The organism is Rickettsia peacockii str. Rustic (genome assembly GCF_000021525.1).
Classification (GTDB): domain Bacteria; phylum Pseudomonadota; class Alphaproteobacteria; order Rickettsiales; family Rickettsiaceae; genus Rickettsia; species Rickettsia rickettsii.
Genome location: NC_012730.1, coordinates 1,195,001 through 1,216,630, shown reverse-complemented (window position 1 = coordinate 1,216,630; position 21,630 = coordinate 1,195,001). Strand labels below are relative to the sequence as shown.

Below are 21,630 nucleotides of genomic sequence, written 5' to 3'. Positions count from 1 at the left end.
GTTATGCGCTAAGCGACTCAAAGCTTTGTTGTGCGGATACCCAAGTCGTCATTGCAAGGAAAAATTGAAAATTTTGACAAAGCAATCTCGGACCAAAATCTTGAGATTGCCACGCTCCTTTCAGTTGCTCGCAGCAACAATGCTTAAATTCTTGCGTTACTATCTACTTAAAGCTTTTAGGCCTTCCTTTAAGCCGTCTTTTATAAATGAAATTTTAGCTTGTTTGCCGTCTGCGGTAATTAGTTCTATAGAATTATCGTTTGATAAAATCATGTCTAGATCGTCTTTTGTAATAATAGCTAAAGCCTGACAGCCGTTTACTGTACAATTTACGTATTTTCCGGCTGCTATTCGTTTGTCACCGCTATTAATAACTGTACCTGCCGGAATTTGAACATTTGACGGGACTATTTCTATTATTTTTAATTCCTGTTTTTCTTGTTCCCCATTGAAATAACCTATGTGATAAATGGCTAATATTTCCTTTTCTTTATCTTTCTCTAGATTATTAATTTGTTGTGATAAGAAGCAAAGTTGTTTTTTCTCATTATTAAGAGTACAATTTAAAGTCCAAGCTCCGTACTTTTTTGGTGCTGTTGATGCGTTGACGTTTTCTATGCTATACAAAACAAAAGTGCCGGTTATTATAAATAATCCACTAAAAATAAAAGCAATTTTTTTTATACAATCTTTCATATAATTTTTAACCTTTTTAAAATATTTTCTTTTCCTAAAATTTCTGCAATCTCAAATACGCTAGGTGATGCAGTCATACCTGTTATTAAAGCTCTTACCGGTTTCATAATGTCATTCAGCTTTAAGTCGTTTGCTGCTGCTATTTCTTTAAATTTATTCTGTACGGATTCCTTATCAAACTGCTCAAGTTCGCTTAAGTTTTCTATAATTTGTTTGATTAAATTCTTATCGCAATTTTCTATAATTTCTTTTGAATCTTGGCTGTAGATGATAGGCGAATCTACTAGATAAATTTGAGCAAGGCGTGTTAGTTCTAGTAATGTTTCACTTCTAACTAACAAGCTTGGCATTGCTTGTTTGATATAGCCTATTTCCTGCTCACTAACCTTAAACTTCTTCGGCAACTCTACTGCTAGGGGTAATTTGTACGTCAATCCGGGACTCGCATCCTCACGTATGTCTATATACGCTGCGGTGCTGCGTTCCGTGTTTCCTCCAAATTCCTCCCTATAAGCGAGCTTCCGAAGAAGTTGATTATAATTTTGTTCCAATATCTCTACAGTCTTTGAAGTTAAGCTATCATTGTCAAGCATTCTTAAGTAATGAGCGTTCAGGCTATTCATCTTAGCAAAATCAAGCTTAGCAGGTGATTTACCGAGTGAATCAAGATTAAACCAGTCTATAGCCTGAGTCATTGAGATAATTTCATCATCGCCGTGACTCCATCCAAGACGCAGTAAATAATTGCACAAACTTTCCGGTAAATACCCCATATCCTTATAAGCTTCAATGCCTAATGCTCCATGCCTTTTGGATAATTTTGCTCCGTCTGCTCCATGAATTAACGGTATATGAGTCATGCTCGGTACTGCATATCCGAAAGCCTGATAAATAGCGAGTTGCCTTGCTGAATTGGTTAAATGATCGTTACCTCTAATAATATGAGTTATACCCATATCATGATCGTCTACTACAACGGCTAGCATGTAAGTAGCAGTGCCGTCTGCTCTTAATAGTACCATATCGTCTATATGAGAGTTTTCAATTACTACCTCACCTTGTAAAGTGTCATGAATTGTTATGCTACCCTCTCTTGGAGTTTTTAGACGTATTACCGGCTTAATATCAGTAGGATAGATAGATGGATCTTTGTCACGCCACTCGCTATTAAAAATAAAATGCTGTTTATTTTCTAAAGCTTGTTGTCGCTGTCTTTCTATTTCTTCTTGGCGAGTAAAACAATAATATGCTTTACCGTTTTGCAGTAATTTTAGTGCAGCTTCTTTGTAAAGATTATTACGTTTAGACTGGAATATAACCTCACCGTTCCAATCAAGCCCTAGCCATTTTAGACCTGAGAATATAGCTTCTACCGCTTCTTTAGTTGACCTTTCTTTATCAGTGTCTTCAATGCGAAGCAAGAACTTACCGTTATGATGCCTTGCGAACAAATAATTAAAAAGGGCGGTTCTTGCCGAACCTATATGTAAAAACCCCGTCGGTGACGGAGCAAATCTAGTAATTACGTTATTATTCATTTATTATCTTTTTTAAATATATACTAAGAACTGTGTCATACCGTGGCTTGCCACGGTATCCAGAAAACAACTAAACATACTAATAATATTAGTATGTTTAACTGGATCCCGCGATCAAGTTGGCTGTGTTGTATGGATCAGTTTTTGCGTCATTGCGAGGAAAGTGCATAGCAATTGACGAAGCAATCCAGTAAAAAATGCTAAAAGTTAGCATTTTTTTATTATTTTTCTGGATTGTCACGTTCCTTACAGTCGCTCGCAATGACGATTCGGTATTCATGCAACAAGGCTGATCAAGTTAGCTAGGATAACACATACTCTTTCTCCCCAAACACATAAAATAATTTACGTCTATATCATCGCTTAATTTCCACTCATTTTTAGCCGGATCATATACCAAGCCTTTCAGCTCTTTAATTTCAATTTTGGTATCCGTAAGCATTTCGTAAATTTCCAACGGTTTTAGGAATTTGCTATAATCATGAGTGTTTTTTGGTACCCAACCTAAAATATATTCGGCAACTATTATTCCAAGTATATAAGATTTTTTAGTACGGTTAATCGTAGAAATTATTGCCATACCGTTTGGCTTAATATGCTTCACCAAATTTAGTATAAATTGCTGTACGTTTTCTACGTGTTCAATAACCTCAAGACAAATTACCACATCATATAGCTTGTCACTTTCTAATTCTTCTATAGTAGATTGTAAATAATTTATCTTTACACCGTTTTCCTTAGCATAAGCAGTTGCCGTTTCAATATTACTTTGCAGTGCATCAATGGCTGTAACGTTAAAACCTTGAGCCGCTAAAGGCGTTGCAATTAACCCTCCACCGCAACCGACGTCTAATATTTCTAATTTAGAAATATCGTTAGACACCTTTTCAAACTCTACTTCTAGAGGTAATTTGTGCGTCAATCTGCTGCTCGCATCCTCACGTACCAAAGCGTACGCTGCGGTGCTGTGCTGCATGTTTCCTACAAATTCCTCTCTATAAGCGAGTTTGGAAAGGTGTCTATTGTAATGCGTAGTTATTTTCTCTATTATATATTCAAGGCGAATAGGGTTTATTCGGTGTAAGATACCGAATTCTCCGTCCTTATTCCACCAATTATGAGAAATTTTCTCAAATTTTTCTAATTCTTTTTTATCGATTGAAGACATAGTCTATGATTCTTTCCAATGTCATCCCGTGGCTTGACCACGGACTCCATAAGTACAGCCTAAGAACTTTAGTGGATCCCGTGGTCAAGCCACGGGATAACAAGAGGCCATACAACAAACATATAATATAATATACTCAGATGACTTTCATAATACTAGCCTTAATTTTAATTAGCTGCATATTTGCCCCGCTTGGCTGCATTGCCCTATGGAAGAGATATATTTATTTCGGTGACGGGCTTGCTCATAGTAGTTTTTTAGTGGCTAGTATAAGTATTATAGCACATGTTCCATTAATATATTCAGGCATAATAGTTGCAATTCTTTTTTCGTTTTTTGTGTTTATTTTTAAAAATAATTCTGAAAAAAACGCAGTTATTAATTTGATTTCTAGCTTTATGCTAGCTGTTGCTTTAGTTATTAATTATTTTACTTCTTTGCAGAATAATATAGTGAATTTGTTGTTTGGGGATATTTTATCCGTATCTTTTAATGATTTGATGATACTTGCAATAGTGCTCATAACTATTATAGGCTTTATAGTATATTTTTATAATCAAATTCTTCTTATCATTATCAATAGAGATATTGCTGTCATAAAAGGCTTAAAGGTTAATATTATTGAGCTAATATTTTTACTTCTTCTCTCATTATCGGTATTTTCTGCTATAAAGATTGTCGGAGTACTTATGGTAACTGCTATTTTACTTATTCCTGCAATGATTGCACGGTTTGTAGCATATAGCCCCTCCCAGATGATTATAATATCAATTCTTATATCTTTATTTATTAATTTTTGTGCTGCATTTAGCTCTTTCTACTTTGATTTACCTTTAACTCCATTGTTTATTATATTAGGTACGTTTATTTATGGTTTGTTGTATTTAAAGCGATTATTATGAACCAAAATGCATTGACTGAATATGTCAAAGAATTGTTAGAACCATATGGTTCAGTAGTCGTTCGTGTAATGTTTGGTGGATATGGTATATATAAGGGTGGTGTTATGATAGGAATTATTAAGAGCAATGAATTATATTTTAAGTCAGACCTAAGCACTTATGAATATTTTCAATCTTTCGGTTCTGCGTCATTTGTATATCAAAGTAAAGGTAAACTTGTAACTCTATAATATTGGAAGGTATTACCTGAAATTATGGAGGATCAAGAGTTATTAGGTAAGTGGTTTAAATTAGTTTTGAATGTTGCTATTAATAGTCAAAAGAAAAAATAAGTCGTCCCGTGGTGTGACCAGCGTTGTTGTGTGTGGCGTTTTTTTTCCGTCATTGCGAGAGAAGACGCCATAGGCGTCGACAAAGAAATCTCAGGCACGATTCCTGAGATTGCCACGCTCCTTGCAGTTGCTCGCAATGACGTTAAAATCTATCCACGTTTTTCATAATCTCAAGATAATCAATTTTGCCGTTTGTAAGTAGAGGTATTTCTGAATCGGTAATAATTACTTTCGGTAAATGTAGTAAAGGAATTTGAGCTTTAGATACAGCATCTGCAAAGTTCTCTCTATTTATATTGGAACCGGTAGTAAGTAAAATAATTTTGTCTTCGTGCGTTTTATCGGGAATAGAAATAGCAGCGTGCAAGGAATCAGGATCAATTTCGCTTGCAAGTTCTTCAATTTTTGTAAGAGATATCATTTCCCCTGCTATTTTAGCAAAGTGTTTTAAACGTCCTAGAGTTGTTATATATCCTTCAGAATCGATTTTGACTATATCGCCTGTGTCGTACCATTCTTTATAAGTACGGTGACCTTCTAAGTCCAAGTAACCAAGCATTATGTTAGGACCCTTAATGAATAAACGTCCCCCTTCATTTATTCCCTCTACTTTCTCAAGCTTATAATCAATTTTCGGTAATAATCTTCCTACCGTGCCTGCTTTATTATGCATAGGGGTATTACAAGCTATAATAGGTGAGGCTTCTGTAATCCCATATCCTTCAAAAATACGTATGCCATACTTATTAAGCCAAAATTGTCGTGTAGATTCTTTTAATTTCTCGCTACCGGCAAATATATAGCGTAATGAGTAAAAATCATATGGGTGAGCGTAATTAGCATAACCGTTTAAAAAAGTATCAGTAGAAATTAATATAGTTGCTCCAATATCGTATATAACTTCAGGAATGCTACGATAATTTAGTGGAGAAGGATATAGAAACAGCTTAATACCGTTTAAAGTTGTAATAATTGCACCACTAAGACCAAAACAATGAAATAGCGGTAGCGCATTAAATACTATATCTTCAGGGCTAAAAGGTACTTTAGCAGTTATTTGATATCTATTAGTTTGTAAATTTCTGTGAGATAATAATACGGCTTTAGGTTCACCTTCAGTACCCGAAGTAAAAATTATCACTGCCGGTTTTTCGTCATCACGATTACGACAAAAATAATTGTAATAAGTTTGGGCACAATAACTTCCTATTTTTGCTTTTAGTTTTAGGGCTGTACCAATCTGATTTTTAAAATCTTCTAAATATATTATTTTAATACCGAAATCTAATAAGTTAGTTATTAATTCATGTAAACTTGCTTTCTCAATAAATTGTTTTGAAGTGTAAACTACTTTAATTTGTGCAAGTTTACAGGAGTTAATAATAGTACTTATGCCGCTGCTCCAGTTAATTATAGCAGGAACATAACCGCTAGATTGCATAGCGTAAAAAGTAATTAACGTATTCGTGGTATTAGGCAACATTAAGCCTAAATTTCTGCCAAAGATATTATTCTTTTTGATTAAATCACCTAGGATAAAAGATTTTAATATTAAATCTCGATAAGTAACCGCATTTTTTTCAAAATCATCAACTATTTTTTTCTTAAATCCATGAATTTTAGCAGCTTCTATAAGAGATGAGAATACAGTATTTTGATAGTCTGAACTTTCAAACATCATGTCAGCCATGATATCATAAAGAGTCCTAGATATATAACTGCGTCGTTCTTGATTGCTTGTAGCATCCATATTAGCGAATTTTACCGGCGGTAAAACGGTTATAGTAATTTTAGGAAATATTTTTCTTTTTAATATGTTTTTTAATTTTGATAAATGAGTAAATTGAGTACCGTCTATTCTAACCGGTAAGACGGTAGCACCGGCTTTATCGGCAATCATTCCCGGTCCTTCGTATATTTTCATTAAAGAGCCGGTAACGCTTATTCTACCTTCAGGGAAAATTGCTACTTTCTGATCCTTTTGTACTTCTTTCACTAAAGTCTTTATTGCCATTGGGTTACTTGGATCAACCGGCAAAGTTCTTGCCATACGTAAAAACGGTTTAATCCACCATATTTTTTGTATATCGGGACTAATTGCGAAAGTCATTTCTTCTCGTAAGTAAGTAGCAATTAGCGGCGGATCTAGATATGAAATATGGTTAGCGACCACTACTACTTTTTTACCTGCTTTTTGAAAATTTTCAAATCCTTTAACTTCAACCTTATACATAAGATCAAAACAGATTTGGAATATTCTTCGTAATAGCTTAAATGGAATAATTTTAACTTCAGGTATTAAACGGTAAATATGTATAGTAACGATTATATTAGCTAGGCTAATAAATAATATAATCCAGGGTATAGTGAAATTTAGGTAAAATAATAAAGATAGAATTATTGTGGATCCCACCATGAAAATGGAATTGATAAGATTGTTAACGGCAATAATTCGACTACGATGAGCAGGGTTTGCGTAATGCTGTAATATCGCAAAAAGCGGAACGATATATAATCCGCCTATTGCCGCTAAGAACAATAAATCTATAACTATGCGCCAATTATGTCTTTTCGATAAAAATACTAAAATACTTTTTAGCTGAGTAGGTTCGTAGTTAACTGAGCTAATTCTACTTGCAAAGAATAAATCAATACCGAAAATACTAATGCCTAGGGCTGAAATAAATAGATATTTAACGGTAATCTCATCTTCAAATATTTTGCTACATAAAAACGAACCGACCCCAACACCAAGCGAGAAAACCGCTAAAAATAAATTAGCAACATTCTCATCAGCTTTAAAAGTTATCTTAGCAAGTAAAGGTATTTGAGAAATTATAGCAGCTCCGATAAACCAAAACCATGAAATACCAAGTATAGCTAAATATATCTGTTTTTTTGCTTTGGCATATTTAATCATATTTATGCTTTCATCTATAATATTAAAATTTATTTTAATATCACGATTTACGTTTTTAGATTTTGGGGAAAAAAGGCTTGTAATAAAGCCAAGAAAAGCGATGGTAATTAAGGAATAAATTATAAAATTATTGCTGATTGTATAATAGCTGCCGATTATAGTACCGATAAAAATACCGATAAAAGTTCCGGCTTCAACAAAGCCGTTAGCTCCAAGTAGTTCGTCTTTATTTAGGTGATCAGGTAATACGCTATATTTGATTGGACCGAAAAAAGTAGAATGTATACCCATTAAGCAAATAGAACAAAACAGGATTAACAGATTATTATGATGAAATCCGTAAATTGCAAAGGCAATTATACCGATTTCACAAATCTTAATAATTTTAATAAGATTTGCACGCTCGTATTTATCGGCAATTTGTCCTGCTATGCTTGCGAATATTATAAAAGGTAATACAAAAGTAGCATTAGCAATTAAAACAAGTAGATTATTATATTTACTTAAAGCTCCTGAAATACCATAAGTGATAAGGATTACCAGAGCATTTTTTAATATATTATCATTAAGACAACCGCATAACTGCACTATAAAATTCGGTAAAAATCGTCTATCTTTGAAAAGATATAATTTGTTTGTGTCCATGATATAAAATATTTTAAATGCCAATTTTATTGGGTGACTCTTATGTCATTCCCGTGAAAACAGGAATCCAGTAATTAAAAAATATAAATACAGTAAGTTTTTAAAACTAAAAACTCGATTTATCTCGCTTTACCCTGGATTCCCGCCTATGCGGGAATGACATAAGCGAGCTATGCAACAAAACCTAAACTCCCCAAATATTAGCAATTTATATTAATATGTCAAATGTGGTGCTTATTTACTTTCTGTTTCTAAGCATCTTGATTTTATTAATTCATCTACAAGAGAAATGTTTTCGTCCGTAGAATCAGTGTAATTTTTGACTATTGTTTGTAATGCAGATAAAGCTTGGCTCGTAGTATCTTTCGTTTTAACTTTCTTTCTTCTTTGTAAATTCTTTTTTAAGGCAGTTGATAAATTATCAAATTTAGCCGGTGATTTGGCTTTTTTCAGTGCTTCTTTGATATAGTTGGTAGATGACATAAATAATTATCTTTTCACATTAGCATTATTATATTATATTATATTATGGATATTTTGGAAAATAAAACTATAAATAATCTATGAATCAAAGTAATATAATCTCTCCTGAGTTACTGGATGAGAGAAGAAATATTGCAAGGCAAGGGGGCGGTGAAGCTAGGATCAACGCACAACATCAAAAAGGTAAGTTAACTGCACGAGAACGCATAGAAGTATTATTAGATCCGAATAGCTTTACCGAAACAGGTATGTTTGTATCCCATAGATGCGATAATTTTGGGATGCAGGATAAAAAGTTTTTAGGTGACGGCGTTGTAACGGGACACGGTACGATAAACGGTAGGTTGGTATTTATTTATAGCCAAGATTTTACCGTACTCGGCGGTTCTCTCGGCGAATATCATGCTAAGAAAATCTGTGATATTATCGATCAAGCTATAGAAACCGGTGCTCCCGTAATCGGTATTAACGACTCAGGGGGAGCAAGAATTCAAGAAGGGGTTGATGCTCTGGCCGGATACGGTGAATTATTTCAGCGTAATGTTTTAGCGTCGGGTGTCATCCCTCAAATTACCCTAATTATGGGCCCTTGTGCAGGTGGTGCGGTATATTCTCCTGCCTTAACCGATTTTATATTTATGGTTAAGAATAGTTCTTATATGTTCGTAACTGGTCCCGATGTAGTAAAAACCGTTACGGGTGAAGAAGTAAGCCAAGAAAAGCTCGGCGGTGCTAGGATGCATACCACTAAAAGCGGCGTTGCCGATCTTGCATTTAACAATGATATAGAAGCATTGCTTGAAATTCGTAAATTCTTTAATTTCCTTCCGTCATCCAATCGCAGTCCTCTTCCTGTTCGTTCGACTGTTGATCCTGCCGATAGAGTTGATATGTCTCTTAGCACGTTAATACCTAACACTCCTAATAAGCCTTATGATATGAAAGAGCTTGTTGAGCGTATCGTTGATGAGGGAGAATTTTTTGAACTACAACCTGATTTTGCTAAGAATATCATTATTGGCTTTGGTTATATGGAAGGTTATCCGGTAGGATTTGTGGCTAATCAGCCTTTGCATTTAGCAGGATGTTTAGATATAAACGCCTCAAGAAAAGCAGCAAGATTTGTTAGATTTTGTGATGCTTTCAATATTCCTATAGTAAGTCTTGTTGATGTGCCTGGATTTCTGCCTGGTACATCCCAAGAGCATGACGGTATTATTAAACACGGGGCTAAGCTGTTATACGCTTATGCGGAAGCTACAGTGCCGAAGATTACTGTAATTACCCGTAAGGCTTATGGAGGTGCTTATGTAGTTATGAACTCCAAGCATCTTAGAGGCGATATAAACTATGCTTGGTTTAATTCGGAAATCGCTGTTATGGGGGCAGAGGGAGCAGCCGAGATAATATTTAAGGAAGAATGTAAAAACCCTGAAGCTAAAAAACAAAAAATCGATGAATATAGGAAAGTAGTAACTTCGCCTTTTGTTGCGGCATCTAGGGGATATTTGGATGATATTATAAGACCGCAAAATACCAGATGGCGAATATGTAAGGCGTTAAATTTCCTGCGTACTAAAAAAGTAGAACTGCCTTGGAAGAAGCATGATAATTTGCCGCTTTAGCTGTCATCCCATGGCGTGACCACGGGATCTCAGAATACAGTCTGTGACACAAGACCCCGTGGTCAAGCCACGGGGTGACATTAGGATATAAAAAACTATGAATAAACCGTTATTTGATAAAATTTTAATTGCTAATCGTAGCGAGATCGCCGTTAGGATAATACGTACCTTAAAAAAGATGGGGATAAAGTCGGTTGCAGTATATTCTGAAGCAGATACAAACTCAATGTATGTGCAGCATGCAGATGAGGCTTATTATATAGGTGATTCCCCTGCAACGGAAAGTTATTTATCTATTAAAAATATTATTTCGGCGATTCGTGAAAGTGGCGCAAGTGCAGTACATCCAGGTTACGGTTTTTTATCAGAAAATCCAAATTTTGCCAATATTCTTAAAAGAGAAGGTGTTGTTTTAATAGGACCGAGTGCTGGAACTATTAAAAAAATGGGCGATAAAATCGAAGCAAAAAAGATAGCGATAGAAGCCGGAGTTAGCACCGTGCCAGGTTATATGGGAACTATAAACGATGTTAAACAAGCTATAGATATTGCTAAAGAAATTGGTTTTCCGGTAATAGTAAAAGCGGCTGCCGGCGGCGGTGGGCGTGGTATGAGAGTAGTGAATAATCCCGCTGAAATGGCCAATGCTTTTGAGTCGGCAAAGCTTGAAGCAGCCAATAGTTTTAGTGACGATAGATTATTTATTGAGAAGTTAATTCAAACTCCCCGTCATATCGAAATTCAGCTGATTGCCGATCAATACGGCAATAGTGTATGTCTCGGAGAGCGGGAATGTTCAATACAGCGTCACCATCAAAAAGTAATCGAAGAAGCACCAAGTTCTTTTATTACTGAAGATATAAGGCAAGAAATGTATCGGCAGGTAATATCCTTATCTCAAAAAGTGGGATATTATTCGGCCGGTACCGTTGAGTTTATAGTAGATAGCAATAAAAATTTCTATTTTTTAGAGATGAATACTAGGTTGCAAGTCGAGCATCCTGTTACTGAGCTAATTACCGGTATAGATATCGTTGAAGAGATGATACAAATCGCAGCCGGTGAGAAATTATCATTTACACAAGATGACGTAAAATTAAAAGGTTGGGCATTTGAATCACGAATTTGTGCCGAAAACCCAAGCCGAGGTTTCTTACCTTCTAGCGGTAGAATTATAGCTTATTCCGAACCTGCAAAGAGTCCTAATATCCGTATAGATACAGGGATTGGGCTTGGCGGCGAAGTAAGTATGTTTTATGACTCAATGATTGCAAAATTATGTACTTACGGTGAAACAAGAGAGCAGGCAATTGAGCTAATGCATTCTGCGTTGAGTTCTTATATAATTAACGGTATTGCTCATAATATCAGTTTCTTAGAAGCGGTAATGCTACATCCACGCTTTGTTAGCGGCGATATTTCTACTGCCTTTATTCAAGAAGAATATCCTGACGGTTTTTCCGGAGCTAGTCTAACTTCAGAAGTAACTACCGTATTTTTAGCAACGGCTATTTTTATTTATATATCGGAGCAAAGACGTGCTTCTTTAATTTCCGGCAATATTAACAATCAGGCTAACAAAATAGGTACAAGGTGGGTAGTAACTATCGATGATAAACTATTTCCCGTATTAATTACACCTGTTGAAAACGGCTATAATATACGTCACGAAAGCGATAGAATATATATTCGTAGTAACTGGAATTTAGGTAATGAACTTTTTACGGCTATAATTAACGGTAAAAAGACAAATGTGAAAATTGAGAATATCAGAACCGGTTATTTATTATCGCATGCCGGTATTAGCGTAAAAGCCTTTGTACGCTCTCCTCGTATCTCAGAACTGGAAGCGTTGATGGTCTCAAAAGTAGTGGTGGAAGAAAGCTCCGAACTACAAGCTCCTCTAAGCGGTCAGATTGCTGCAATAAAGGTGAAAGAAGGGCAGGAAGTGACGGCAGGACAAGAAATTATGATTTTAACTGCTATGAAAATGGAAAACCTGATTCTTGCCGAAAGAGATGGAAAAATAGCTAAAATTTTTGTTAATGAAAAGGATAATGTTATAAGAGGGCAGGTATTATTAGAATTTGCTTGATATATTAGATTCTGTAAAGGATAATTCCATTATTTTCAGATATTTTTTAGCGAAAATTAATAAGATGTTTGCAGTAATAGTTGTTCCTATTTCAAAACAATCTTATAATTTGCAGCAAAGAAGAGCAAAAATAGATTAATTTAATTTTCCTTCACAGAACCTAATATATTGTCTTTCGCTTATAATTCGCTACTATAGTAAACTCAGCTCCATTTTATGACAAGCGTAAGGGTAGAGCCTATATATTAATATGCAAGACAACGAACAACGAAGTACAAAATGGAGATCAGTTTACTATATTCATTTATTTAGAATTAATTAAGTCAAAATTTTTCTCAATAACTGAAATATTTGAGCTAGCTTTTTCAAATAGATAATGATTTTTGTTTACCTTATTATATGCCTCTACAGCTTCTGTAAATTCTTCTTGATTAAAGTAACACTCTCCTAAATAATATTGTGCTTCTTGATAATAATTAGAGCTTTTGTGTATTTTACTATACATGTCTATAGCTTCTTTATAATTTCTCATTCCTAAAATAATTATTTCCTTCCGTAAGATTTGGATGAGCCATGGTTCCTCCGTATTTTAATTAGATTTTTTTATAAAAAAGTATATATTACCATGAAATATGATTCTCATGTTTCGTGGTAATATATACTTATCTAATAAATGTGTAAGAGGTTTTGTCGTCATTGTGAGGAAAATTGTAAGTTTTGATTAAGCAATCTAGTTAAAAATACTAATATTATTAGTATTTTTAACTAGACCCCATGGACAAGCCACAGGGTAACAATTAGGAAACTGGTCCACGCAACAACGTCTATGCAGGAATGACATAAGAGCAGGCAATGAAGCAATCTTATCGTAGGAATGACATTATTAAAGCTCAGAATCAAATATTTTTATATCACCGCCTAAAGACGTTTCTTCATCAAGTCCCTCAAGGGCAAAAGTGCAAAATATACCTGATTTAGAAGGAGTATGTTCTAACCTAGAGCCCTGCGTTAGGTTTTTCAGTTTCAACCTTAAAATCAGAAACATAGCCCTCGTCTTCTACTACAGTATTTGTATTTATTGGAATTTTCTTCCCGCTAGAATAATCTTCTAACAGTGCTTTAATTTCTGCGAAATTTTGTAAATCTTTAGATAGTTGTTTTGTGAATTTAGAAAATTTTTGCTTTATTTGTTCTGATGATAAATTCTTATATCCGTCATAATGTGATGATATACGTGTTTTTCATATCGTCTCTAATATGTATTGGTGGTTAGGATTATTAGCTTTTTCACACAATGTAGAAATCTCAGTGATTTGAGTGAGTTGACACGATACATTGCTATGTAAGTTATCTTTTTCCCATCCTTTAACATTATAGTTACCGTGTTTAAGTAAATATTTTACTATTGTGACCTGCCCATACTCTGATGCAAGCATTAAAGGTGATACATCTGTATTGCTGTTAATCGTTATCCCTGCATCTAATAATGTTTTTACCGCATTTAAATTACCGTATATTATTGCTACTTCTAGAGCTACATCTAGATTAGCATTTTTAGATAAAAGATACTTTGCAATTTCTTTTCTATTTTTTAAATTTGCGGTACTTAATGGTGTGTTAAACGATATTCAGTATTAATATCAAAACCGTATATTTCAACAAATTTTTTAATTACTTCAAGCTTATTTTCGTTTATTGCTTTAAAAAAGATTTGCTTATGAAGATCGTTTACATTTTGACCACCTTGTGCTGCTTCTTCTAAGGTTGTATTTAAATAAGTTGCTCCTTTTATTAAAAGATCACATGTAATGTCTATTTTGTAAGGTTCTTCCAAACCGGCAGTAACATTTAGTGTATTAGAACCATAATGACTAAAATTTACATTCACTCCTTTTTCTTCTACAAAATACTTTACTAAAATTAAACTTTTATTGTGTATTGCTTGTATTAGGCTGGGATTAGGTTCAAACGTAAGATGATTAAGTAAATATTCAGCTTGTGCATTATTGTTTTTAAGTGCAAATTCTAATGCTTTATATTTATTTTACACCTTGCGATATAAGGTCTTCCATGAGATTTATTGTATTTAAATTCGGATCATCTAAGCTAGATATAATATTTAATGCTGTCCCGTCTTTAGGATGAAACGCATCAAAATATTGTTTTAAATACCTTAGAGTTATTACATTTTCTGTTTTAGTAGTTTCCGGCTTAGTAGTTCTTTTAATTTGAGAACCCCCTGGAGCTGTGGAGGAGTTGTGCATGATAATTTACCTTAAATTAATTTATAGCGTGCGTACTATAGATTGTAAATTATCAACATCTTAATTGATAGTAAAATAATTTACGATTTCTTAACTTTAAGTTGTATTTGATAGTTCTCTAATTCTACTTTACTTACATAATCAGGCGTGAAATTTTTAGCAAACTCGCCTAAAGTTTGTTCTTTAATAAAGTCTCCATAATTATCAATTATCTTAGATAAATTAAACTCGCTTATTATCTCAATTAAAATCCTGTCAGTGATAGAGAAATCGGCATCTTTTCGAGCCTGTTGTATAAAGCGTACAATGTCTCTTGCGTATCCTTCTTCTATTAACTCAGGTGTTAGCTCTAAATCAAGTATTAACAAGCTACTATTATTCTCAAAACTTGCTGCTCCTTTGATATGTGAATACGGCTCTAAAACTAGCTTATATTCGTCACTATTTAAGGTTTCACCGCATATAGCTAAACCGCCTGTGATAGCTTCCCACTCACCTTTTTTAGAAGCGACTATAATCTCTTTCATTTTATGCGGCAAACGTTTACCAAGCATTGGGAAATTAATCGATAGTTTTTTGCTTGTGTAATTCTCTAGATCGTCACGATAAATTACCGCCTTAACATTAATTTCATCTTTAATTAAATCTTCAAAATCTTTGAGGTTGTTATTATGTTTACTGATAATAGCTATGCTAGCAAGTGGCTGCCTTACCCTGATATTTTCAGTGCTTCGGATAAATAGGCTATTACTGCAAATATCAAGCACGTTATCCATAGTAGCAACCAGCTCGTGATTGATTTCAAAGTCTGAGAGAGTAGGGTAGTTGCAGAGATGTACGCTAATCGCGTCATTGCGAGGCACTGAAAGTGCCGTGGCAATCTTATGAGATACTCCTGAAATTGCTTTGTCAAGACTTGTGTCTTGCCTCGCAATGACGTTTGATTTTCCTGAGAGTGCCGTGTCGTTACGCTCCTCACAATGACGTAATCCCTTATATATCGCTTCCGAAATCATAGGCACTAGTGCCGACATCGCAATAGCCATGGTGTCTAAACATGAATATAGAGTATTATAAGCATTTTGCTTATCTGTATCTTTTTCGCTTTTCCAAAATCTAGCTCGGCTTCGTCTTATATACCAGTTATTCAAAACTTCAAAAAATTCTGAAACTGCATGATAAGCTGTTTGCGTATCGAAATTATCTAAGCTCTCTTCAATTTTTTGTACGGCTATTTTAAGCTTAGATAATATATAAACATCAAGTACGTTTTTAGAGCTAAAATTAAGCTTGCCTTTAAGCGAATCGGCATTAGCATACATCGTAAAGAAATGGTAAGCATTCCATATAGGTTTGATAAATAGACGAAGCGTATCAAATACCATTTTGCCGTCTTTATCAATTAATAGCTCCTGACCTTTAACAACGTTTGAAGATAACATCGTAACTCTTAAAGCGTCAGAGCCGTATTTATCAAATAGCTCCAGCGGATCGGCGTAGTTATTAAGACGCTTTGAAAGTTTTTGACCTGTAGAGTCTAAAATTACGCCGTGGCATATACAATTTAAAAACGGTGGGCGATCAAATAAAGCGGTAGATAGCACCATTAAAGTATAAAACCATCCGCGTGTTTGAGCTGAATACTCAACTATAAAATCAGCCGGAAAATGATCCTCAAACCACTCTTTATTTTCAAAAGGGTAATGGGCTTGCCCATATGGCATTGAACCGCTTTCAAACCAGCAATCAAACACGTCTTCTATTCTACGCATTGTTGATTTACCGGTTGGATCGTCGGGATTTGGTCTTGTCAGTTCATCGATAAACGGACGATGTAAATCAGTAACTTTAACACCAAAATCTTTCTCTAATTCCTCTATAGAGCCGTAAACGTCTATGCGTGGATATTTTGGATCATCGGACTTCCATACAGGCAGCGGCGTTCCCCAGAATCTATTACGGCTTATCGACCAATCACGGGCATTTTCAAGCCACTTACCAAATAAATTATCTTTAACATGGAAAGGTATCCAGTTAATTTGCTGATTTAACTCTACCATTCTATCTTTAAATTGCGTAACCTTTACGTACCATGACGGAACAGCCTTATATATAAGAGGCGTATCTGTTCGCCAGCAATGAGGATAATTATGAATATACTGCTCGGTTTTTAACCAATTTCCTTGCTCTTTCAGTTTGATTATTATTTTGTCATTTGCATCAAATACTTGTAAGCCCTCTAAATTAGGAATTTCTTTAGTGAATTTACCGCTATTATCAACAGGACAAACAAGCTCAATACCTTTCGATTCACAAAGTATTTGGTCATCTTCACCAAAGCCTGGAGCCATATGTACGACTCCCGTGCCGTCACCCTCAACCACGAAATCGCCTGCAAATATCTTGAAGCTGTTTGGATGATTCTCGAAATAGTCGAATAAAGATTTATAGTGCAATCCTTGAAGTTCTGAGCCTTTAATTATCTCAAAATTTTCTTCACCGCTAAGTCCTAATTCTTTAGCATATTTAGAGACGGAATAAGCAGCTATTATATAACAAACATCATTTTTAGGGACTAATGCATAATCTATATCACTACCGACTGCTAAGGCTAAATTTGACGGCAATGTCCAAGGTGTTGTCGTCCAAGCGAGTATACGGTATTCTTTAAAAGATCCTGTGGTCGTAGCCACGGGATGAGATAGTACAAAACTCACCGTTACAGCTTTATCGGCTCGCTCACGATAAGAATTATCAAGTCTTGTTTCAAAATTAGAAAGCGGTGTTTCGCATGCCCAAGAATAAGGCATTACCCGCATAGATTCATACAATAACCCCTTATTATATAACTCCTTAAATGCCCAAAGTACGGATTCCATAAAATTCTTATCCATCGTTTTATAAGAATTTTTAAAATCCACCCATCTTGCTTGACGAGTTACATATTCTTCCCAATCATTAGCATATTTCATTACCGAAGCTCTGCAATGTGCATTAAACTTCTCTATACCAAAATTAGCTATTGCAAGACGTCCTGAAATGCCAAGTTCTTTCTCTGATTGCATTTCAGCAGGAAGACCGTGACAGTCCCAACCAAAGCGACGCTCGACTTTCTTACCTTTTACGGTTTGGTATCTAGCATATACGTCTTTAATAAAGCCGGTAAGCAAATGACCGTAATGCGGCAAACCGTTTGCAAAAGGTGGGCCGTCATAAAAAATAAATTCTGACTCTCCGTTCCTATCATCAATAGATTTTTGGAATATATTATTGTCTTGCCAAAATTTTAGTATCTCTCGCTCTAAGCCTGCAAAATCAGCATTCGAGCTAACTTCAGGATAATATTTAGTATTTGTCATTATTTTAGAAATTATTTTTAAAAATATCTTCATTATATGCAAGAGAGGTCATAATACAAGAATTTTTAAGGTATTTAAGAAAGTAATAAGGTGTATTACAGATTAAAAGATGATATAGAAATTTTGTCTAACTCAATTCATTTCACTATTAGTTACTACCTATCGTTTCAGCTTCATAAGCCGGATAATATTTGTGCTTCGTATCCTAAATACTGCCACTCTTCATTTAAATATTTAAACATTACTTCAACTCTAGTATATTTTGTTAAATCGCTAAGGCACTGTGCTTTAGCATCACTTTCTACTTTATTACTTAAATTTAGTAGGAGCTTTTGTTTTTGCTCTAAATTAATAGTTTTCATAAGAGCTAGCAAATCACAGATTTTAAATATTAAATTCTTTATTGTTATCTTTATACTATTAATATCTTCATTATATTTCACTTCGTTAAATTTTTTCACTTGAATCTCTTTCTCTATCCGTGCTTTTTTATAAATTGGCTCATAGCCCTTAATTTGCCTTATACATACGTTATAATTTAATAGTTGGATATATAAATTGGTTTTGCTAAAGAAATATCATCATAAGTTTTTAATTTTTTCCTAGGTGGATAAGTATATATTGGCTTCGGCTCGATTTGTTTAGTTGCTGCCATAAGCTCTTTTTCTAAATATTGTTGTTCTTTGGTATAGGCGATTTCTTTTAAACCTACATATTTCTTTTCTGTTTTATAAGAATAATATTTGTCATCATTTATCTTCTCTTGAATATCTAAATTATTCAGAGAACAGTATCTTTAGTGTTTTTGAATTTTCACCGAAATAACTTATAGGGATAACTTGATTATTAACTAATGTTCTATCATGTTCTTTATTAGAACGTTCTTTTTTAAATTGAGTTTTCATATTATGTGAATTAGCGAATCAAAACAATATTGCAACTTAATTGTAAGCTAGCCCAAGCTTTGTCTGCTGTATATATCGGATAATTTTTTCCTGTCCTTTTTCTTCCGCAAGTAAAGCCATCAAGGAAGAAGAATCAAGAATTATTGTTATGAGAAGACATTATTGGGTTACAAGTTAAAATTTAGAATTTTCTTTATTCGCTTCTTGATATTTCTGTTTTAAAAATTCATCAACAAATGATTCTGATTTAGAACCATGTTGTTTAAACAATGCTTGAGCTTCTTTTACAGTCTTATGACAAGTGATTAAATGTAATTCATTATTAACTTTATTTATAAGGTTCAATAGCATTTTTATATTTGATATGGAGTTAATATTACCCATTAAGCATATCTACGTAAACATTCTAACTATGGGGATCTTTGAAGGGGCGAGTAATTTTTTCATCTGTGAGAAAGTTTTTACTATATTTTCTACGGCAGTCTCAATCAATTTATCGGTTTCAATATAATTTTCCGATTCGTCTTGGATATAAAAAAGAATAGATGAAACATAAACCGAGAGCAATAAGCTTCTTTTGGTATAATAGTTAAAATCAAGAGATTTATCACCGGCATAACGCCAAATAGCATCACAACTACGGAATGCAACTTCAGTTCCTTGTATTGGGTTTAATGCAAAATAAGCGGCATTCTTACTATGAATAATAGGAAGTACGGTTTTGACTCTAGTCTTTACGGCCAAAGATATTTTTTCTCTTATTTTTGATGGTTCTGCTATTATCTTTAAGCTTTCTAGCATAATATTATCTAAATACTCTTCCACGAATCCTACTATTTCGGATAAACCTTCTGGAAAAACTATTAAGCTATAGCCTTTTGCGAAACCGCATTTTTCTTCTGCTTCTTCGAGTAGTTTATTATTCCATTCATTAAACGGTAATAATTCTAATAAAGATTGCACGAAGCTTATTTTTTTGATATGGTGTTCTTCTTGAATGCTCATATTTTTAACCTTGACATATAACTGAATTATAGGGTATAGTTCAATAAACCACAATATCTTTTAAGGAGAGTAATTTTAGTGATACTAGTAAATGTTCACGCCGGTAATTGTGATAATACGCTTAAGAATTTTAAGAAAAAGCTACAAAGAGAGCTTTATTTTCGTAAGATGAAAGAACAGCGTTATTATGAAACACCTTCAGCGAAGCGTGTTCGTAAAGCACAAGAAGCAGCAAGAAGACAGAGAAAATTTGCTCGTAAAAAAATGTTTGATGAATAAAATTTCAAACAATTTTCATACTAAATATAAAGCTAGAAATATTAATATTTCTAGCTTTTTTTATTGTCATCTAGTTGCTTGACCATGTGTTGTACGAACGTTCAAGATGTCATTCCTGCGAAAGCAGGCATCCAAAAAATAGCCATACAAAATTTTATGTATTTGATGAAATAAATATAATAAAAAAACAAGTTTTTATATGTTTGACTGGATTCCCGCTTCCGCGGGAATGACATAAAAACAATCAATGCAACAACACCCCGCTTTTGCAGAAATGACAATAAGGCACTTAAAACTTGAAATATTTTCAATTAGCTTTTTTTTATGTTATAAAGAACTGTTATAGTCATATAAACAGTATCTATGCTTAGTTATCTTAAACAAAATTTACATTCTTATTTTTCTAGTAGAGTACTAATTTTTACTTTAGTAACAGCAGCTATTATTTTTGCTTGTGCTACTTTTTATGTGATATCTTTAGAATCAAAGAATTTTAGTACGATTATTGGATTTTTATTAGTTGATTTAGCAATTTTTTTAATTTTAGGTGTTTTACTAACTCAAAAATTTTTTACTAAAAATAATAATAACGATAGTTCTATATTACAAAATCGTATTGTAATTGCCTTTAGTTTAGTTGCAGCTATTCCAACTATAATTGTTTCGGTATTTTCTGTTTATTGTTTTAATCTTAGTGTTCAAGCTTGGTTTGATAAGAAGATTTCTACGGTTCTTGATCAATCCGTGATAGTTGCAGAATCTTATATTGCCGAGCATAAATTACAGCTAAAAGAAACGGCTTTAGCCGTTGCTGAAGATTTAAGCGATATGTATTACGATTTAATTCACAATCCCGCTTTATTTACTAAAACACTTAATACTGAAGCAGAGATGCGTTCGCTTGATGAGGCTATAGTTTTAAACAAATCTACTAATACTATAGTAGCTAATAGTTATTTAAGTTTTTCATTATCATTTGCAACTATCCCTGCACATTTAATAAAAAAAGCGGATTTAGGTGAACTGGTGGAAGTAAAATCCGATCCAACCAAAATAAGAATGCTGATTAAATTAAAAGAGTATAATGATGTGTATTTATTAGTTGGTAGATTAGTAGATAATAAAATTATCGACCATGTAGATGCAACTAACGGAGCAGCTGCCGAGTATAATAGCCTTAAAAATGAAATAGATAATATACAGATTAAGTTCTCTATAATGTTTATCTTTATTGCCTTATTACTTCTTTTTGTAGCTATAAGTTTCGGGGTTATATTTACTGCTAAAATAGTAAAACCTATTAAAAAATTAGTTACTGCAACCGATAACGTTAAAGACGGCGATTTAACGGTACAAGTGCCTGAAAATGAAGTAGATAAAGACGAAATAGGCACGCTTTATGTGGCATTTAATA

The 21,630-nt window shown here is 33.8% G+C and carries 20 protein-coding genes and 1 pseudogene (1 of these 21 running past the window's edge); 6 read left to right on the top strand and 15 right to left on the bottom strand.

Features of this window, described 5'->3' with window-relative positions:
- Positions 1-159: 159 nt before the first annotated feature.
- From RPR_RS07215 to ubiG, 3 genes are all read right to left on the bottom strand, one after another.
- Positions 160-696: an invasion associated locus B family protein gene (locus RPR_RS07215; protein WP_012737040.1), complete on the bottom strand. Its 537-nt coding sequence runs from the start codon at positions 694-696 to the stop codon at positions 160-162.
- Positions 693-2,234 carry a glutamate--tRNA ligase gene (gene gltX / locus RPR_RS07210; RefSeq protein ID WP_012737039.1) on the bottom strand — a complete coding sequence of 514 codons (1,542 nt, stop codon included), beginning with the start codon at positions 2,232-2,234 and terminating at the stop codon, positions 693-695. The genes RPR_RS07215 and gltX overlap by 4 nt, the downstream gene beginning before the upstream one ends.
- Positions 2,235-2,532: 298 nt before the next feature.
- Positions 2,533-3,402, bottom strand: a complete 870-nt coding sequence (ubiG, locus tag RPR_RS07205; RefSeq protein WP_012737038.1) for a bifunctional 2-polyprenyl-6-hydroxyphenol methylase/3-demethylubiquinol 3-O-methyltransferase UbiG — start codon at positions 3,400-3,402, stop codon at positions 2,533-2,535.
- Positions 3,403-3,542: 140 nt separating this feature from the next.
- Between ubiG and RPR_RS07200 the strand changes: the two genes are divergently transcribed.
- Both RPR_RS07200 and RPR_RS07195 read left to right on the top strand, forming a co-directional pair.
- Positions 3,543-4,304, top strand: a complete 762-nt coding sequence (locus tag RPR_RS07200) for a metal ABC transporter permease (RefSeq protein ID WP_012737037.1) — start codon at positions 3,543-3,545, stop codon at positions 4,302-4,304.
- A complete protein-coding gene (locus RPR_RS07195; RefSeq protein WP_012737036.1) occupies positions 4,301-4,534 on the top strand; it encodes a TfoX/Sxy family protein in 234 nt (77 codons plus the stop codon). Before RPR_RS07200 ends, RPR_RS07195 begins: the two co-directional genes overlap by 4 nt.
- Before the next feature lie 244 nt (positions 4,535-4,778).
- Here the strand turns inward: RPR_RS07195 and RPR_RS07190 are convergent, their stop codons facing one another.
- A complete protein-coding gene (locus RPR_RS07190) occupies positions 4,779-8,201 on the bottom strand; it encodes an acyl-[ACP]--phospholipid O-acyltransferase (RefSeq protein ID WP_012737035.1) in 3,423 nt (1,140 codons plus the stop codon).
- Between the two features lie 234 nt (positions 8,202-8,435).
- Positions 8,436-8,684 carry a hypothetical protein gene (locus RPR_RS07185; RefSeq protein ID WP_085065774.1) on the bottom strand — a complete coding sequence of 83 codons (249 nt, stop codon included), beginning with the start codon at positions 8,682-8,684 and terminating at the stop codon, positions 8,436-8,438.
- Positions 8,685-8,764: 80 nt separating this feature from the next.
- Here RPR_RS07185 and RPR_RS07180 point away from each other — a divergent pair, with 80 nt between their 5' ends.
- Together RPR_RS07180 and RPR_RS07175 are read left to right on the top strand one after the other, a co-directional pair.
- Complete coding sequence (locus RPR_RS07180; protein ID WP_012737034.1) at positions 8,765-10,309, top strand: acyl-CoA carboxylase subunit beta; 1,545 nt, start codon at positions 8,765-8,767, stop codon at positions 10,307-10,309.
- A 97-nt stretch (positions 10,310-10,406) separates the two neighbouring features.
- Entirely contained in the window at positions 10,407-12,404 is a 1,998-nt protein-coding gene (locus RPR_RS07175) for an acetyl/propionyl/methylcrotonyl-CoA carboxylase subunit alpha (protein WP_012151112.1), read from the top strand.
- Between the two features lie 304 nt (positions 12,405-12,708).
- Here the strand turns inward: RPR_RS07175 and RPR_RS07170 are convergent, their stop codons facing one another.
- The 10 genes and pseudogenes from RPR_RS07170 to RPR_RS07130 form a co-directional block, all read right to left on the bottom strand.
- Positions 12,709-12,936 carry a tetratricopeptide repeat protein gene (locus RPR_RS07170; protein ID WP_085065773.1) on the bottom strand — a complete coding sequence of 76 codons (228 nt, stop codon included), beginning with the start codon at positions 12,934-12,936 and terminating at the stop codon, positions 12,709-12,711.
- A 351-nt stretch (positions 12,937-13,287) separates the two neighbouring features.
- Positions 13,288-13,449: a hypothetical protein gene (locus RPR_RS08735; RefSeq protein ID WP_187145790.1), complete on the bottom strand. Its 162-nt coding sequence runs from the start codon at positions 13,447-13,449 to the stop codon at positions 13,288-13,290.
- 196 nt (positions 13,450-13,645) lie between these two features.
- On the bottom strand, positions 13,646-13,876 hold the full coding sequence (locus RPR_RS07165; protein WP_343230988.1) for a hypothetical protein: 231 nt from the start codon (positions 13,874-13,876) through the stop codon (positions 13,646-13,648).
- A 42-nt stretch (positions 13,877-13,918) separates the two neighbouring features.
- Positions 13,919-14,032, bottom strand: a pseudogene (locus RPR_RS09830) (ankyrin repeat domain-containing protein); the annotation flags it as partial.
- Complete coding sequence (locus RPR_RS08365; RefSeq protein ID WP_146603349.1) at positions 14,011-14,292, bottom strand: hypothetical protein; 282 nt, start codon at positions 14,290-14,292, stop codon at positions 14,011-14,013. The gene RPR_RS08365 and the pseudogene RPR_RS09830, both read right to left, overlap by 22 nt.
- Before the next feature lie 151 nt (positions 14,293-14,443).
- Positions 14,444-14,668, bottom strand: coding sequence for a hypothetical protein (locus tag RPR_RS07155; RefSeq protein ID WP_085065772.1), 225 nt, complete (start codon positions 14,666-14,668; stop codon positions 14,444-14,446).
- Between the two features lie 80 nt (positions 14,669-14,748).
- A complete protein-coding gene (ileS, locus tag RPR_RS07150; protein ID WP_012737033.1) occupies positions 14,749-18,027 on the bottom strand; it encodes an isoleucine--tRNA ligase in 3,279 nt (1,092 codons plus the stop codon).
- A gap of 173 nt (positions 18,028-18,200) precedes the next feature.
- Positions 18,201-18,488, bottom strand: coding sequence for a hypothetical protein (locus RPR_RS07145; protein ID WP_228368845.1), 288 nt, complete (start codon positions 18,486-18,488; stop codon positions 18,201-18,203).
- Positions 18,489-19,106: 618 nt separating this feature from the next.
- Positions 19,107-19,316 carry a hypothetical protein gene (locus RPR_RS07135; protein WP_085065770.1) on the bottom strand — a complete coding sequence of 70 codons (210 nt, stop codon included), beginning with the start codon at positions 19,314-19,316 and terminating at the stop codon, positions 19,107-19,109.
- A 9-nt stretch (positions 19,317-19,325) separates the two neighbouring features.
- Positions 19,326-19,937, bottom strand: coding sequence for a COQ9 family protein (locus RPR_RS07130; protein WP_012737032.1), 612 nt, complete (start codon positions 19,935-19,937; stop codon positions 19,326-19,328).
- A 78-nt stretch (positions 19,938-20,015) separates the two neighbouring features.
- On the opposite strand from RPR_RS07130, the gene rpsU reads away from it, so the two are divergent.
- Together rpsU and RPR_RS07120 are read left to right on the top strand one after the other, a co-directional pair.
- Positions 20,016-20,216, top strand: a complete 201-nt coding sequence (gene rpsU / locus RPR_RS07125; RefSeq protein ID WP_012148483.1) for a 30S ribosomal protein S21 — start codon at positions 20,016-20,018, stop codon at positions 20,214-20,216.
- Positions 20,217-20,579: 363 nt separating this feature from the next.
- Positions 20,580-21,630, top strand: partial view of a sensor histidine kinase NtrY-like gene (locus RPR_RS07120; protein WP_012737031.1) — the 5' portion only. It continues 749 nt past the right edge of the window; only the first 1,051 of its 1,800 coding nucleotides appear in the window; the start codon lies at positions 20,580-20,582; its stop codon lies beyond the right edge, outside the window.

Excerpts from the sequence above, each read along its gene's own strand:
- RPR_RS07135 (WP_085065770.1), bottom strand. The coding sequence starts at position 19,316 with ATGGGTAATATTAACTCCATATCAAATATAAAAATGCTATTGAACCTT.
- RPR_RS07170 (WP_085065773.1), bottom strand. The coding sequence starts at position 12,936 with ATGAGAAATTATAAAGAAGCTATAGACATGTATAGTAAAATACACAAA.
- RPR_RS07175 (WP_012151112.1), top strand. The coding sequence starts at position 10,407 with ATGAATAAACCGTTATTTGATAAAATTTTAATTGCTAATCGTAGCGAG.
- RPR_RS07180 (WP_012737034.1), top strand. The coding sequence starts at position 8,765 with ATGAATCAAAGTAATATAATCTCTCCTGAGTTACTGGATGAGAGAAGA.
- RPR_RS07130 (WP_012737032.1), bottom strand. The coding sequence starts at position 19,937 with ATGAGCATTCAAGAAGAACACCATATCAAAAAAATAAGCTTCGTGCAA.
- RPR_RS07215 (WP_012737040.1), bottom strand. The coding sequence starts at position 696 with ATGAAAGATTGTATAAAAAAAATTGCTTTTATTTTTAGTGGATTATTT.
- ileS (WP_012737033.1), bottom strand. The coding sequence starts at position 18,027 with ATGACAAATACTAAATATTATCCTGAAGTTAGCTCGAATGCTGATTTT.
- ubiG (WP_012737038.1), bottom strand. The coding sequence starts at position 3,402 with ATGTCTTCAATCGATAAAAAAGAATTAGAAAAATTTGAGAAAATTTCT.
- RPR_RS07195 (WP_012737036.1), top strand. The coding sequence starts at position 4,301 with ATGAACCAAAATGCATTGACTGAATATGTCAAAGAATTGTTAGAACCA.
- RPR_RS07185 (WP_085065774.1), bottom strand. The coding sequence starts at position 8,684 with ATGTCATCTACCAACTATATCAAAGAAGCACTGAAAAAAGCCAAATCA.
- RPR_RS07190 (WP_012737035.1), bottom strand. The coding sequence starts at position 8,201 with ATGGACACAAACAAATTATATCTTTTCAAAGATAGACGATTTTTACCG.
- RPR_RS08735 (WP_187145790.1), bottom strand. The coding sequence starts at position 13,449 with ATGTTTCTGATTTTAAGGTTGAAACTGAAAAACCTAACGCAGGGCTCT.
- gltX (WP_012737039.1), bottom strand. The coding sequence starts at position 2,234 with ATGAATAATAACGTAATTACTAGATTTGCTCCGTCACCGACGGGGTTT.
- RPR_RS07155 (WP_085065772.1), bottom strand. The coding sequence starts at position 14,668 with ATGCACAACTCCTCCACAGCTCCAGGGGGTTCTCAAATTAAAAGAACT.
- RPR_RS07200 (WP_012737037.1), top strand. The coding sequence starts at position 3,543 with ATGACTTTCATAATACTAGCCTTAATTTTAATTAGCTGCATATTTGCC.